Raw genomic sequence first — 14,698 nt, 5'->3', positions numbered from 1 at the left:
AGTTTTCAGAGTCACCCAATGTAATTTAAATATATAGTGAATTGGACTAGCTTTTAGTTAAGCGATTGGTAACAATCGATTTTTGGAGGCTAGATGACTCAGAAACGAGCCAGTTTAATTTGTTTGACGGATACCCGCATTACCATTGTGTATCACGGTGTGTTCGTCGGTCATTTTTTGTGATGCGCCAGCCACGCTGTTGATACCTATTTCTAGTTTACAAAATCCAAACGCTGATCGTCCAGTGCCAGCGTTTTTTTTAATGATTTATTCTGCCACACATCTATTAGAACAATTAGAAAGACACCCATAGTCATACATCGCAAAACTATTTTTTGGGTTACTTCTTGTCATGAGTGTCTTGTTAATTTAATTATATTTTTACTTAAATAGCTTTTATTAAAGATGTTGCTAACACACTCTTTGTTAGTGGCTACTTTCGTCTTAAGAATCTACACAATTTAACAACTCTTCAACGGGTTCTATGAACTTTAACTTCCACTCATTACGCTGCTTTTCGCTGGTGTTTGAATGCTTGTTTATTGCGCTTTCTTTGTTGACCAATAAGAGACATTAATTTTGGCACTTAACCTTAATACTTGAAAATTAAATCTTTAGATAGCCAACACCTCTACAAATAAAATAAAATAAACACAATAAAATCAATAGCCTGAAAATCAGAAGGTTACCGGAAGGTAGTTTTGCGATTTTTTTACTAAATTATTTAACAATAAATGGATGACAAAAACACACAACAGATTGGTTAGGAAAAACACATGGATGAACCTTTACATAGCCTTGACAATATTTCAGCACCTTTTGATAAACACACTAATAGCAAGCAAGTTAGCTATGAAAAAAAACATGTTTTGCTGGTTAAAATTTGTTCGCCAGATAAACAACAACTTAGTTACATACTAAAAACACTGGGTTATATCCCGGTTGAAATAACCAATGCAGACAGCAACGAAAGCCGCATCTTAAAAATCAGCAATAGCTGCCTGATCATTGTTGATGACGAAAGTCATGACCAAAAGGTGCTCAAGTCAGTTAACGAAGCACAAAATACGATATTTTCTCAATCTAGGTTACACCGCCCTGTTTTATCACTTGTTGATGTTAACAAATGTAATAAGCATGAACTGTATACTCTTGGAGTATTTGACTATATCAGCTGTCCGTTAATCCCTCAGGAATTAACGCTCAGAATAAGCCATGCCATCAATTATTTTGAAACTTCGCAAGCAGCTTTGTACACCCTTGCCTTACCCAGAAAGGGTCGCCCAAAAGCGGCTTCACCATTAATTAGGCAAAAAACCGTGGCATTGGCCAAAAATACCGCTGCATATCTGCAAACCAAGCTTGGTGAAGATATCAAGCTCAGCGAGTTGATTGTTAAAATGGGCACTAATCGCAATAAACTTAATGATGCTTTTAAAACCAGTTATGGCTTAACCGTGTTCGCCTGGCTACATGAAAAACGCATGTCATTGGCTCAAAAATTATTAAAAACAACCACTTTGAGTATTTTGCAGGTGGGTGACCACGTGGGTTATCCAGACTCTAATAATTTTTCAACCGCATTCAAGCGTGAGTATAAATTATCGCCGAGGCATTACAGACAATCCTTATCTTAGGATCATTTGTGCACCCAACCAAGGTATTAGGGGATTAGGCAAAGGTTTATTAATTTTGAGGGTTATATAGTCGTTCTGTAAGAAGAAATGAATAAGAAATTAGAAAGACATCCATAGTAATAAATTGAAATTTTTTTTGGATGTTCGTTATCATGGGGTCTTGTTAATTTTTAGTTTAACGCCTGTAGCTGGTGCAAGTGAGTATTCGGTAATGATGGCCTTGGATCATTGATATACGCGGGAACTCTGGTCCCTTGGTGTGACAAACAATATTAATACTCCGGGGAACCAAGCGGTGGAGTATACCCAATGAGACACTAAAAACATTGTAAATACACGATCTGAAGAGGTCTGAGGTGATCACCCGATTTTAACAGTGGTCCCCGTGCAAGAAATTAATGCGGGTCACGTGACCTATCTCCAGCATGCTTTGGTTGGCAACAGACGCTTATCGTTGCTCGCTAGGCTCTATTAAAATAATTATAAAAACAAGGACTTTCTTATGAAAAAATATGCAATTATTGGTGGTGGTGCGGCGGGTATCGCTGCGGCTTATCAGATTTTATCGAGTGATAGCGAGGCTCAGGTCCACCTCTTTGAGGCAAAAAGTTACTATGGCGTTAGGGCGCATACAGATGCTTACAGTATAAAAGGTTTGGCATTTGATATGGGTCCGGTGTACCTGCAGGATCCAGAAAATAATCCATGGAAAACAATAGCGGAAAATCTTGGGTTCACGTTACAAGAAGATGTCGATGGATATGAGATGCGTGTCGATCGTGGACATGGATTTGAAACTATCTGCACCACCAGTGATCCTGATGTCAATGCAGTGAATACAGATATTACCAAAGACTATGAATCAAATAAAGCCTATCCTGTAGTGGTCAAGTAAAACTGGCCACGGATTTGTATTCAAGCCAGTATCTTTTCTCTGACTCATTAGGTGTTAATCCTCCGTTATAACTGTGAGGCCTAACTTTGCTGTAATATCCAATGATGTAGTTAACAACTGAGCTTTCAGCCTCAATAAATGAGCCATAACCTGTTGTCGGTATCCACTCTGTTTTTAAACTTCTAAAGAATCGCTCCATCGGGCTATTATCCCAACAATTTCCTCGTCGACTCATACTTTGTTCAATCTGATAGCGCCATAATAGTTGTCGATAGTTTCTGCTCGTATAGGTGCTACCTTGATCTGAATGGAACATAACGCCTTTTGGTCGTCCTCTTGACTCAAATGCCATCGATAAAGCTTTCGCGGCTAGTTTTGTATCTGGTGAATATGACATTGCCCAACCCACTAGCTTTCGGGCAAATAAGTCCATCACAACAGCCAGGTAAGCCCAGCGATTTCCCGTCCAAATAAACGTTATATCACCACACCAAACTTGATCAGGCTGACATACGGCAAACTGGCGTTCAAGTGTGTTAGGTATCGCTACATGAGGCTGCGTTGCTTTCTTATATTTATGACTAGGCAGCTGACAACTGACTAAGCCTTGCTCTTTCATCAAACGAGTAGCAACATAGCGACTCATAGCCAAGCCTCTTGTTGTGGCAATAACCGAGATAGTTCGAGCACCAGCAGAGCTGTTACTTTCAGCGTAAATGTTTTTTACCATGGCAAGTGCTTTAACCTTTTCAGGTTTAATACGTCTCACTTGCTTTGCCCAATATTTATAGCTGCTGCGATGAATATTAAACACATCACAGCAACGTTTAACAGCATGACTCCCTTTAAGGGCTTTGATTATGTTGCACTGACCACTTGATATCACCACAGCCTTTTTTAGGATTTCCTTTTCTTCTTCAATACGAGCAATACGCTTTTTAAGCTGTCGAATTTCAAGTTGATCTGGTGATGATTTACCTACATTCATTGCTTTTGCCGTTTCAAGTACAGAGTGGCCTTTATCAACGACTAATTGAGCACATTCAAGTCTGAATTCTGGTGTAAAATTGGGTTTTGTTCTTTTTGTCATAGTGTACCTAAGGTTTGATGAGGTGTATAATAACACCTCTAGTTAGGTGGCCAAATTAACTATGCCACTACATCCCAATGCACGGGTTATGGTAAAACCATCATTACAGTCACAAGATGAATGGTTTGGCTTGGCACTGTCTACTTATGGTCCGTTTACCGAAGCGGCCGAACCGTGGCAATATATAGCCGCAGATAGAGCACGGGAAGAACAGGGCTCTGGTATATGTTTGTAAAAGAAGGTCTGGGTAAAGTTGTAGCCGCATATGGTGCTCGCATTCAGACGCAGTACGGCTCACGCTTTCACCAGTATCTAAATACAGCCGTAGAGAGTATTCATTATACCGATGATGCAGTAAAGGTGATTACGAAGGGGGGGCAGCATAAAAACTATGGTAGATGCCTGTATCGTCACGGTATCAGTTGGCGTACTTGCAGCCGGTAGTATTGCTTTTAAACCTGCTTTACCAGCTATATACACAAAAGCTTTAAAGGCATTGCGTATGGGGTCGTATAAAAAAATCGCAGTTGAGTTGGCTCATATGCCACCTGAGATACAAGAGAATACCAATTATTATTTATATAATGACGGCAACAACAATACCCCTGAAGAAATGTGGCAATTTTATCGCCACAGCGATTATCCAAAAAATGTATTAATTGCCCACATGTCCGGTGACTTTGCAGAGCAGCTTGATGCGATGCCTGATAGTGATGTGTATCGGGCGTTTAAAGCAGCGCTTACAGAGGCCTATGAAGATACAACTATAGCACTGCGCTCAACAAAGATTGCCACCAATTGGAACGCAGATCCTCTTGTGGCTGGCGCCTACTCGTATACGGCCTAAATCGGTGGCGGTCAGGCCAGCACCACCGCTCTGAATGCCCGTGCTCAACTGAGCAAGCCTTTGGGACGAATATGCTTTGCTGGAGAGGCTCTTAATGAAAAGGCCTATGGAACATTGCAGGCAGCCTATTGGGAGGGCCAAGAGGCGGGCAAGGAGGCAATGAGTATAGCTACAGGTTTGCTTGCCATCTAGATATGAGAACCTCAGGTACAGTTACTGTAGACATTTACAATAGTTTAAAAACGAGCACTGGACAATATGAAAACCTCCGCAATATGTGCCGCCTAAGCCAGAAGTGCCCAAAAACACTCAGACGGCTGTAGTTCAGTTGGCTAGAGCGACAGCTTGCCATGCTGTAGGTCGTGAGCTCTAGTCTCATTAACCGCTCCAAATAAGAAGTCCTTCGATTTATCGAAGGTTTTTTTATGTACAAAAATATACGTACCCCAATTTACCAAGACACCCTGACTAAATTTTATACAACACTACATTCTTAGAGCTCTATATTATTTTTAATCAAATGGGTGTTTTATGCCTCAAGCTCGTCTTAGCCAAGTCAGTTTACTGGATACGCCTTATTATCACTGCGTGCCGCGTGTATACGTCTTTCATTTTTATATGGTGTGGATACCTATTCCGATCAAAGTTACTAGCATCGCCGGAGTTGGGTAGAAGACCGACTGATCATGTTGACTTCAGTGTTTGCTATTGATATTAGTGCCTATGCGGTAATGAGTAATCATACTCATGTGGTCGTGCATATCGACAAAGACAACGCTGCTCGCTGACAATTAGAAAGGTACCCATAGTGATAAGTTGAAAATTAATTTTGGGAGGTTCGTTATCATGGGTGTCTTTGTTAATTACCGATTGAAATCAGCAATGAAGGCAACAATAAAAGCCGCATCTTAAAAATCGACAATGAAAAGATAAGTAAGAGTTGCCTGACCATTGTTGATGCCAAAAGCCATGACCAAACGGTGCTCAAGTCAGTCAAAGATGGGCAAAATTCGATATTTTATCAATCTAGTTTACACCGCCCAGTGTTATCCCTTGTTGATGTTAACAAACGTAATAAGCATGAGATTTATACTCTGGGGTATTTGACTATATCAGTTGTCCGTTAATCCCTCAGGAATTAAATCTCAGAATAACCCATGCCATCAATTATTTTTAAGCTGCGCAAGCACCTTTGTACGTCTTTACCTTAATCAAGCAAAAGCGATGGCCTTGGCCAAAAATACCGCTGCATATCTGCAATCCAAACTTGATGAAGATATCAAACTCAGTGAGCTGATTGTTAAAATGCGCACTAATCGTAATAAACTCAATGATGCTTTTAAAACCAGTTATGGCCTAATCGTGTTTACCTGGCTGCTTAAAAAACGCATGTTGCTGGGCAAGTGAGTTATCCAGATTTTAATAATATCTCAACCGCATTCAAGCGTGAGTATAAATTATCGCCAAGACGTTACAGACAATCCTTATCTTAGGATAATTTGTGCACCAAACAAAGGTATCAGGGGATGAGGCAAAGGTTTATTAATTTTTAGGGTTATATAGTGATTTTGATTAGATACGAGTAAGAAATTAGAAAGTATCCCATAGTAATAAACTGAAAAATCTCTTTGGGTAGGCTGGTGGTAATGAGTAATCTGTTGATTTTTTTAAAAGTATTGGCGCTCTGGCTGATGAGTGATTCTAGTTTTTAATCAATAATATTGGATTGTAATAGGAAAATTCGGAATGAACAGTACTGACAGTGATCCCGATATTCAACCAGAAAGTGCTCCAACAGCCAGCACCAGACCCATCAGTTTTATGGCTAAAGTCGAGCTCCGTCAACAGCTTTATCAAGAAGCACACGCAATGGCTCAATATGCGCTAACTAATGGCTCTAACATTCCAACCAGTGCAATTAGTACACTGGAACGCTATCAAATAGATGAATATAATGATGGTTACGTTGATGGTGTCCGCTTAGATCTTCCCATTGAACCTTTGGTAAAAGCCCATGAAGCATTAACCCGAACCATTGAACCAGCAAAACCTCGCACAGTATTGTTGCTCGACCAAGAGAAAAAACATAAAGTAAGGCTTAGCTTTCTTGGGCCAGTATCACTGATACGTCAATTAATGATTGCTGGTTTAATCTCACTTATAATGTTTATTGGCTTGGCGCTCTTTCCTGAAGTTAATTCATCAGGAGGGAATATACTCAAATCCGATGGTTCGAAACTCCTACTCAATTTGCTTTTTTATCTCTCGGCTGCGGGGCTGGGAGCCTCATTTAATGCACTTTATAAAGCCAATAGTTATATTACCAATGGTACCTTTGACCCAACCTACCAAGCTTCGTATTGGATACGGTTTTTCCTAGGTTTGATTTCGGGGCTGATACTGGCCGTACTCATATCAGAAGAGGCATTCGATGCCGCCAACGCCGAAGGTAAATTCCTTGAAGATGGAATTGTCCGGCCATTACTCGCTATACTCGGTGGCTTTTCTGCTGACCTTGCTTACACTATATTAAATCGACTAGTCGAAACCTTCGAGTCGCTGTTTCGTGGCAGTACAAAAACATTGGTGAATAATCAAGTTACAAAAGAGATAAACAGGCTAGACAAAGAGATGAAAAGTGTAGGAGACTTGATCTGCCTTCAGCAGCAGGTCAATAGTGGTGATCCCAAAGCCATTTCAGCTGCGATAAACAATATACTGAGGAACGTGATGCCATTAAGTGATATTACAGCATCAATCAGTGATCCATCACAGGATGAAAAAAAACTCGATAACTCCCCCGCTCCCCGCTAACAAGAGCGAATAAAAGGACACACATGGCACAGGAACGTTGGATATTCAAAGATGATGATGCACTACTGGCATCAATAATAAAGCATGAAGGTACGAAACAACTTATTTATCAATATATAGAATCTGGTCAAGTAAAAATTGCTGAAGGCTGTAATTTCGTGGAATGTAAAGCCAATGATTTATGGCCCGCTTATTTGGACACAGAAGGGTTAGAGACTGTGGGTATTGGCCACTTAATAACGAATAGTGAAGCCTATAATAGCCGTGCAGGTGTTAACGATAAAGATGTAATCAAACAACTTGCAGATGATATTGCCATTCATTTAAGTGCAGCGAAGAATTTAGCTGCTGCTCACGGTATGAATATTGACGGAAATTATGTTGTTCAGCGTTTTATGACAGAAATGTGTTTTAACATTGGTGCTAATGGGTATTCAAAGTTTAAAAGCGGCTTGCTTAAACTGGCATCTGCCGTAGAAAAAAATGGTGATTTTAGCTATAACGATGCTGCGGACGAGCATTTAGATTCTAAGTGGGCCAGACAGGTAAAAGATCGTGCTAATAATATGGTTGACACATTACGCGCCTTAGATGCATAACAAAAATTGGTAAAAAGTAGCCCTAACTATGGCTAATACACTTGAACAAAATTTTATTATTGCGGCAAAGTTAGAGCCTGCAATATGCGTTAAAATCCAAGCAATGCTGCGTTGCTTACAAGAGAATACGAATACATGTGTAGATTTGATAGCACCAGAGCATGACGGTGGAAATACCGTAGCATTTAATCTACTAGCTGGCGGTAATCGCCTTAATTTACAAGATTGCTGCGACTTAAGAAATGTGACCTTGTCTGAGAACAACTTTACGACTTGTCCCTAAAGGCTAAAAGCACATATCACAAGTCATAGAGACTGAGAAAACTTATGCTAGACACAATAAAAACGGTTGTAATGGGCGTACTACTTTTAGTGCTGATAGTCGGTGGCGTAAGTTACTATAAAGCCTGGCACGGTGCCCAAGATAAAATAAATAAAGCACAAGAGGCGTTAGATAAAGCGCAAACTGAAACGGTTGAATTAAAGGCAAACGTGGTTGTTTTAACCAAAGAACAAGAAATATTAGCTGCAGAAATTTCTGATAAAAAGACAGAAATAAGTCAATACGTCGCAGATATTGCCACTTTAAAGGACGATTTAAATGTCGCCAATCAAAAAATAGCAGTGGAAACAGATGAGCAAACCATAGCGAATGATTTTAAACACGCCTACGAGCTTACTGACAAGAATGTAAAGATTATTCTTTTACCAGAAACAACCTCCAGTGGTCGTATATTTCATAATAAGTTTTTAGCCATGCCCATTGATGTTTCAAAATTGATGACACAAACAAAAAATAATGCTGTTGCCTGTGATGAAGAGGTGGTGTTAAAAGACCAAATAAGTGCGTTAACTGCCAGCATATTAACATTAACCAATGAAAAATTAGATTTGGAGCGAGAAAAAGCCCAAGCGTGGTCAGAAGGTTACTATAAAGCATTCAGTATGTATGAAAGCATTAATACAAGTTATATCAATTTATTAAAAGCTCCTCCCAAAGTTAGCTTGGTTCCTGAGTGGTTGCAAATACTGGGTGGTTTTGTCAGCGGTGTGGCACTTTGCGCATTTTAGTCTAAGTCGTTAAATAGGCAAACATCATAATACGTGTCACTTTGCCACTGCTCATAAAATAACGACAGATGGCCCCGACATTCTGCAGCATTTTAGGAAAATCAGAAAATCAGAAAAGCAAAAAGGGGTCAAGTCATTTGATCATCAAAACTATTCAAAAAAGGGTAAAGCTATTGATGCGCTATGACCTCAACATGTGATTTTATCAGCTCTTTTATCAGCTCTTTTATTAGGTCGCTGAGTTTACGTTTAAATTGATGGTCTTATATGCTCGTTGGCGGATTATTACAAAGTCACCTACCGTAATAAGTCGGAAAACTATTTCTTAGGGTACTTGTTACCATAGGTGTATTGTTAATTTTAGACAGATAAATAACTTAGTTTTACACTCAAAAACTGTGTTATATCCCGGTTTAAATCAGCAATACCGATAACAATGCAATACTTTTTTAATGCGGGTTACACCGCCGTGCGTACTTTTTGCGTACTTTTGTGTATTTGACCACTTTAGCTGTCCGTTAATCCCTCAGGAATTAACCTTCAGGACAGCCCATGCCATCAATTATTTTGAAGCTGCGCAAGCCCTTTGCATGCTTTACCTTACCAAGCAAAGATCGCTTAAAAGCGGCCCCCTTAATTAAGCAAAAACCATGGCCTTGGTCAAAAATACCGCTGCATATCTGCAAACTCAGCTTGGTGAAGATATCAAACTTGGTGAGCTGATTGTTAAAATGGGCACTCATCGGAATCAATTCAATGATGCTTTTAAAACCCGTTATGGCTTAACCGTGTTCGCCTGGCTGCATGAAAAACGCATGACTTTGGCCAAAAAGCCATTAAAAACAATTGTTTTGAGTGTTTTTTAGGTGGGTGACCACGTGGATTATCCTGATTCTAATAATTTTTCAACCGCATTCAAGCGTGGGTATAAATTATCGCCTAGGCATTACAGGCAATCTTTATCTTAGGAGTGTTCGTGCACCCAACAAAGGTTTTAGGGGATAAGGCAAAGGTTTATTAATTTTCAGGATTATACCATCATTAACTGAAAAGAATTTCTAAGAAATTAGAAAGATACCCATCGTAATAAGTCGAATTTTTTTGCTGCTAGTTAACATAGGTGTCTTGTTAATTTTTTGTTTTATCTTAGGAGTATTCATGCACCAAACAAAGGTTTTAGGGGGTAAGGCAAAGGTTTATTAATTTTCAGGATTATATAATCATTTACTGAAAAGAATTTCTTGTTGATTTTGGGCGAGTGATCGTTCGAATGAGATACAGCTCAAAAGTAAATTGACAAAATCACTTTTGTTATCAGTTAATCAGCTGAAGCGTATTTGATTCATTGGCACCGCTCTGTTGCACCAATACCACAACTAGCAACACCAATGCATTTGAGCCGATGATAGGCTTAGCAATTTAACACATTAATAAACAACAATAACTTGGAGAAAAACATGCTTGATTTAAGCAAATCGTACACTTATACCGGGGACGGTGATTTACAATACAGCTACTATCCCGATTATCAGGACCCAAACCAGTTTTATATTGAACCCCAAATAATAATTTCTGTCGACCCAGACACCAAACTGCCCATATTCAAAGCGGTTCAGTATAATACGTCGGATTCATACAATGGTTCAGGGTATTGCACATTCACCGTTGAGCTTGCAGTCCCCAATAACGTTATCAACCTAATCATTAGCGATATTAAGAAACAAGGCCTGAGTTCGAATCCGAATATATCTCAGTTACAATACCTCGATGGCGGTACGGCTGTCTTTAGCTACCCCAGCCCCACGGATCCAAGCAAAAACCTGAATGTACAAGCCATTAGCTCTGCTTTGGGAGAAAACCGTGCGTCTTTCCTGTGCCAGTTCGGACCAGAAGAAATGAAAAACTTTGTCGCCACCTACTCGAAAAAAGGTGAAAAAGGCTGGCCAGTACAATATTTTGAAAAAGTCAACGGTGTCACCCCAGCAGTCACCGTTGAAATTAATTTTGACGCCTCTATTGTCAGAGATTACCAAGATAAGGTAACCCATAATACCTGGAAGAAAAATACCCACGATATAACCGACACCGTTACCCAAAACATGCCCAAAGGCAAAAACTTTGTGGTGGTTACTCCGGGTGCACCTGCACCGTCGGAAGATGTCATGGATGCGATGAAAGTATGGGGCCAAGCTCAATTAGATGCGCAGATCACCAAAATGGTCGAGGAAGGGCAACGATTAAAAGCAGATAAATCGCCAGCAACCTGGTTTTATTCATTTCACCGCAAGTTTCAGGAGAACCAGGTTATTCCGTGGCATATCAACCCGGTTTCCCAATTGCCTTCACCCGTGAACGATAGCGCTCCCTGGAGTACATTGTTCAGTACTGTCGATCTACGCCACTTTACCCTGCTGGTTAGCATGAATGTTGATGATCGCAAGTTACCCAATGCCGATAAGGTCAAGTCAATAACAGTGAATGTTGATTATCCGACGCTCAACGCACCTAACAACAGTGTCGTACTGACCCCGACAAACGCTTCGCACATGTTCGAGTCGCCTATTGCCGAAGGAGGCAATCTTGAATATAACTGGTCATATCTAGTTACCTACAACGACAACACACAGCTTAAGGTTGAGCGCAGTAATCAAAAGGATTCGACGATCACTATCAGTGCCCCTGATGTCGGCATTCTCAATGTAGAGTTCAATACCAGCCAAATTCCATTTATGAACAAAGAAGATGCAAACGGCGAAACCGCGGTACATGGACTGGAGGTTGACTTCTTCTACAAAGATCTCTCTGGCCAAAACAACCCCTTGATGCAAAACATATTATTTGGATTTCCAACGGCAGAGAAAGATGCAGATGGCCATCCAGTGTACCAACATGACTTGACCTACAATTTTGTCAGTAAAACCACAAAACCTATCTACAACGGCTATATTTACACGTCTAAATTCCGTATGACAGACGGCACCGAGCTTGTTTCCGATCCGGTAGACTCCAACGCCAATATCGTTATGGGCGATACCCCAGCTGCCGACAGTACAGTGAGTCGCGACAACATTATTTACCTACAATCGGCGATAGCACAGGTTCAGTATACCTTGATGTATTTACCGACCGAAGACAGCGAAGTGCTGTTATTTAACGCAAAAGTAAACGAAGTCCAAGGCGATGGCCAAGAAAAGTTTGTCGGTCAAGCGGAAATGAGACCAACGGATAGTAAATCTCTTACTTCCATATTCACAACGACGACATTGAATCCAAGCAACCAGCCATATAACGTTAGTGGAAACATGGTCACTCAAAAGGGACCCATATTGATCCCTTCATTTGTCACTTCTGATACATTCTTGCCACTTTATGATGGTAAACGTTATTTCTCGGTGACAGTAGATCCATCATTACTGAAGTTCGAAGAAGATGGTCTGGCTCAGGTTCAGTTTGATGTCGCTGAAACCGCTAGTGGCCCACTTAGGGCAAAGCAATTCAAGTCAGGCGTACCAATCAAGCAATATTGGTATTACTCCCATGATGCTACTGATTCGCCATCATATTATTGCGAGGTTACCTATTCGTATACCAATCGTCCTCCTGTAAAAGTGACGTATTCGGATCAAACAGTTAACATTTTCACTATACCTGCAGTACCTGAAAATGTTGGCTAGAAAATATTGACAAGAGTATCACAGTAACAACACGGCTTTATCCGGTTAGGCGCGGGAATGCCACTATTGACATTCCCGTGCCCAACCGGCTCTAGTTAAAAAACAGGTATGCAATATGAATAATACTGCCGACAAAAGCAACAATTTACCTGCTACTTTGAAACGGTGGCTAGACATAAGTGAAGTACATTTTCCCGGGATTATCGACAGGGCCAGCCATTCTCTGGCCACCCTGCTGCAAAAGAATCTCAGTAAAAATGCCCACCAAGACGCCTGGAAATTCAGCTCGCTTGCGGGTGGTTTTCCGGTTGAATTTACCTTTAAAACCAATCAACGCGGCATTCAGTATACTGTCGATGTTGCTGCCGCCGAGGTGGTTCCACAGCAAGTGTTGCCTTATGCATTGGAGCTTTTGTCACAGCTGCAACCCGATACGTTGACCGAGCAGGATTTGGATTTTTTTTCAACGATGCAACAGTGCGGCAAACTGTCGTATGGATGTTGGGTCGGCGGGCAACATTGCAGCGACGCCGATGAATATAAGCTTTATATTGAAGTACCAGAAGGCGGCGATAGCATGGCCGTCGAGTGGCTTAACCGCCAGTTGCCGTTCGATATCGACCTTTACCGCAAGCCGATCGCACAACACAATAAAATAAAACTGGAAATTATCGGTTACTCGTTGAAAAGCAAAGATATCGAGTGTTATTTTAGTATTGTCGATATGGCACCATGGGAAATAGATGAAATTTTGAAGCCTGTTGGCATGGAGCAACAACGGGACTCGCTTGTTGAACAGTTGCAAGGCGCTTATCAAAGCGCTATTTACCGAAAGTTACCCAGCCGCGAGATGGGGTTTAGTTATGCTTTTTCACCGGCAACAAAGCATAAGGCGTTTTCCTTGTATACATTTGCTTCATCCATGTTCGGCTCGGACCGACATGCCCGAGAGGCCATTTTGTCACTTTGCGACAAAATGAATTGCAACATGGATTACTACGACCAATTCACCGCGCAAGGAGGTCTGAACAAAAGCGAAACAAGCAACCATGGGCTTTTCGGTATTGCCCTAGATAGCAATGCCAACACGACTATTTACACAGGCTTGCGACCGCATAAAATTGCGCCAAAACCACAACAGGCCAGCAACCAATGAAAAGCCAGAGCACAACACAAATTTCTGTCAAATCCGCCCCCGCCAACAAAGAACTATTGGCGCTGATCCGCAATAGTCAGCTTGCCAGCGGCGCATTCAGGTCCTTGGTACATTTTCCCGACGCTAGCTGTTGCGAAGACGAGAACGCTTTTGTTACGGCCCTGGTGCTCAGGCACAGTCGCCATTTGTCACTGATGCACACCTTACCGGACGTATTTGAACGAGCCCTGGCATTCTTGGCGCGCTGTCAATCCAGCCGCTTTGCCGGAATGTATCGTTTTTGGCCCAAAGCTGACCACCCTTCATGGTTGGGTTCATTTTGCATTGCCGAAGATGCCGATGACAGCGCGATCATTTCTCTTGAATTGCAGCTTTATCATCGTCAAAACATTGAAGTGGCATCAAATTTGGCTCAAAAGGTGCTCGAACAACATCGCTTCTTCGATTCAAACCTGACGCGCGACGACTGGCGAAAACAAGGGGTTTTTCTGACTTGGTTGGATTACCTTGAAACCCCTAACCCAGTCGATTGCTGTGTCAATACCAACATCATCGCCCTGCTGGCGCACTGTGGATTAAAAGACCTTGCTGGCTACCAGCAAACGTGTCAAATGATCAATGATGCTATCGTTAACTCTGATGGATGCGAGACGTTTATTGCCTCCTTGTGCCCCTATTATCCCGATGCTGTTGAACTCTATTTTGCCCTTGAAAATGCCGTTGCCATGGGCGGAGATTTACAACCAGCATTTCATTTTCTAAGTCAGCAAGCTTGGCTGCTGGCCTGCCTGAGGAAAAAGCAGCTTGATAACTTGCCCATTTGCAGCCATCAGAATGGAACAATCTACTGGACTAGCGAGGTCCTTCAGGCTATCAGAGCCGACAGATTAACGAAAATAACCAGGAGACAATGAT

The 14,698-nt window shown here is 41.3% G+C and carries 14 protein-coding genes and 1 pseudogene; 14 read left to right on the top strand and 1 reads right to left on the bottom strand.

The features are described 5' to 3' along the window. Positions 1-776 precede the first annotated feature (776 nt). Entirely contained in the window at positions 777-1,637 is an 861-nt protein-coding gene (locus tag H4J52_RS12805; RefSeq protein WP_182223581.1) for an AraC family transcriptional regulator, read from the top strand. A gap of 502 nt (positions 1,638-2,139) precedes the next feature. Further along, positions 2,140-2,532: an NAD(P)-binding protein gene (locus tag H4J52_RS12800; protein ID WP_182224864.1), complete on the top strand. Its 393-nt coding sequence runs from the start codon at positions 2,140-2,142 to the stop codon at positions 2,530-2,532. On the opposite strand, the gene H4J52_RS12795 is transcribed toward H4J52_RS12800, so the two are convergent. Next, a complete protein-coding gene (locus tag H4J52_RS12795; RefSeq protein ID WP_182224863.1) occupies positions 2,525-3,622 on the bottom strand; it encodes an IS3 family transposase in 1,098 nt (365 codons plus the stop codon). The genes H4J52_RS12800 and H4J52_RS12795 overlap by 8 nt on opposite strands. 61 nt (positions 3,623-3,683) lie before the next feature. On the opposite strand from H4J52_RS12795, the gene H4J52_RS12790 reads away from it, so the two are divergent. From H4J52_RS12790 to H4J52_RS12735, 12 genes and pseudogenes are all read left to right on the top strand, one after another. Then, on the top strand, positions 3,684-3,857 hold the full coding sequence (locus H4J52_RS12790) for a hypothetical protein (RefSeq protein ID WP_182224861.1): 174 nt from the start codon (positions 3,684-3,686) through the stop codon (positions 3,855-3,857). Between the two features lie 156 nt (positions 3,858-4,013). Further along, entirely contained in the window at positions 4,014-4,469 is a 456-nt protein-coding gene (locus H4J52_RS12785) for an FAD-dependent oxidoreductase (protein ID WP_182224859.1), read from the top strand. A gap of 531 nt (positions 4,470-5,000) precedes the next feature. Then, positions 5,001-5,239: pseudogene (locus H4J52_RS12780) on the top strand (transposase); the annotation flags it as partial. Between the two features lie 346 nt (positions 5,240-5,585). After that, positions 5,586-5,876 (top strand): helix-turn-helix transcriptional regulator, encoded by a 291-nt coding sequence (locus tag H4J52_RS12775; protein WP_182224857.1) that lies wholly within the window; start codon positions 5,586-5,588, stop codon positions 5,874-5,876. Positions 5,877-6,215: 339 nt separating this feature from the next. Next, positions 6,216-7,283: a hypothetical protein gene (locus tag H4J52_RS12770; protein WP_182224855.1), complete on the top strand. Its 1,068-nt coding sequence runs from the start codon at positions 6,216-6,218 to the stop codon at positions 7,281-7,283. A 23-nt stretch (positions 7,284-7,306) separates the two neighbouring features. Beyond that, positions 7,307-7,882: a hypothetical protein gene (locus tag H4J52_RS12765; protein ID WP_182224853.1), complete on the top strand. Its 576-nt coding sequence runs from the start codon at positions 7,307-7,309 to the stop codon at positions 7,880-7,882. Between the two features lie 28 nt (positions 7,883-7,910). Continuing rightward, entirely contained in the window at positions 7,911-8,165 is a 255-nt protein-coding gene (locus H4J52_RS12760) for a hypothetical protein (RefSeq protein WP_182224851.1), read from the top strand. A gap of 44 nt (positions 8,166-8,209) precedes the next feature. After that, positions 8,210-8,953 (top strand): hypothetical protein, encoded by a 744-nt coding sequence (locus H4J52_RS12755; RefSeq protein WP_182224849.1) that lies wholly within the window; start codon positions 8,210-8,212, stop codon positions 8,951-8,953. A gap of 650 nt (positions 8,954-9,603) precedes the next feature. Then, complete coding sequence (locus H4J52_RS12750; RefSeq protein ID WP_182224847.1) at positions 9,604-9,819, top strand: helix-turn-helix transcriptional regulator; 216 nt, start codon at positions 9,604-9,606, stop codon at positions 9,817-9,819. 591 nt (positions 9,820-10,410) lie between these two features. Next, positions 10,411-12,627 carry a hypothetical protein gene (locus H4J52_RS12745; RefSeq protein WP_182224845.1) on the top strand — a complete coding sequence of 739 codons (2,217 nt, stop codon included), beginning with the start codon at positions 10,411-10,413 and terminating at the stop codon, positions 12,625-12,627. Positions 12,628-12,742: 115 nt separating this feature from the next. After that, positions 12,743-13,783 carry a hypothetical protein gene (locus H4J52_RS12740; RefSeq protein ID WP_182224843.1) on the top strand — a complete coding sequence of 347 codons (1,041 nt, stop codon included), beginning with the start codon at positions 12,743-12,745 and terminating at the stop codon, positions 13,781-13,783. Then, on the top strand, positions 13,780-14,697 hold the full coding sequence (locus tag H4J52_RS12735) for a hypothetical protein (RefSeq protein WP_182224841.1): 918 nt from the start codon (positions 13,780-13,782) through the stop codon (positions 14,695-14,697). Before H4J52_RS12740 ends, H4J52_RS12735 begins: the two co-directional genes overlap by 4 nt. Position 14,698: the final 1 nt, after the last annotated feature.

The organism is Colwellia sp. MB02u-14, from assembly GCF_014076915.1.
GTDB lineage: Bacteria > Pseudomonadota > Gammaproteobacteria > Enterobacterales > Alteromonadaceae > Colwellia_A.
Note: the sequence above shows the minus strand (reverse complement) of the source record. Positions and strands in the feature narration are given on the sequence as shown.